This is a genomic window from Candidatus Avoscillospira sp. LCP25S3_F1, assembly GCF_052117125.1.
In the GTDB taxonomy this organism is placed as follows: Bacteria; Bacillota; Clostridia; order Oscillospirales; family Oscillospiraceae; genus Avoscillospira_A.
The window spans coordinates 1-729 of sequence record NZ_JBQKJT010000062.1; the positions used below are offsets into that span (position 1 = coordinate 1).

1 protein-coding gene is annotated in these 729 nt (G+C 52.8%); it reads left to right on the top strand.

Annotated features, from left to right (window positions below; all coding sequences use genetic code 11):
* Nucleotides 1–75 precede the first annotated feature (75 nt).
* A partial coding sequence (locus ACTQ33_RS17100) for an IS5 family transposase (RefSeq protein ID WP_441465688.1) occupies nucleotides 76–729 on the top strand: 654 nt, incomplete at its 3' end.

Genomic DNA, 729 nt, shown 5'->3' on the forward strand with positions numbered 1-729 from the left:
GGAACCGCTGATTTAATGCAATGACACAAAAGAAATGGTATTATAATGGCATAAGAAAAAAGGCGGTGTGCAGAAATGAAGCAGCAAAGTTTCAGTGATTACGAATACAGCCAGCGGAAGAAAAAGACCCGGCGTGAGGAATTTCTGGAAATCATGGACGAAATCATCCCGTGGGACGAGTGGGTGTCGCTAATTGTTCCCTACTATCCATCGGGAAAGCACGGCCGTCCACCCATTGAGATCGAGATTATGCTGCGGATGTACCTGCTGCAGTGCTGGTTTACCCTGTCAGATGAAGGGGTGGAGGACGCCATCTACGACAGCTATGCCATGCGAAAATTCATGGGGATTAACTTTTTGGAAATGGACGTGCCGGATGCCACAACGCTGCTGAAGTTCCGCCATCTGCTGGAGGAGCATGGACTGGGGAAGCTGTTCTTTGACGCGATTAACCGCTGCCTGGAGCGCGCCGGGCGGATGATGCGTGGCGGAAGCATCGTAGACGCCACGCTCATCAGCGCTCCCAGCTCTACAAAGAACGCGAAAAAAGAGCGTGACCCGGAGATGCACCAGACAAAGAAGGGTAACCAGTGGCACTTCGGCATGAAATGCCATACGGGCGTAGATGCAGGCAGCGGATTTGTCCACACGGTGGAGGTGACGGCAGCCAATGTCCATGATATCACCGTGGCAGCAAAGCTGCTGCGAGAGGACGACGAGGTGGTCTAT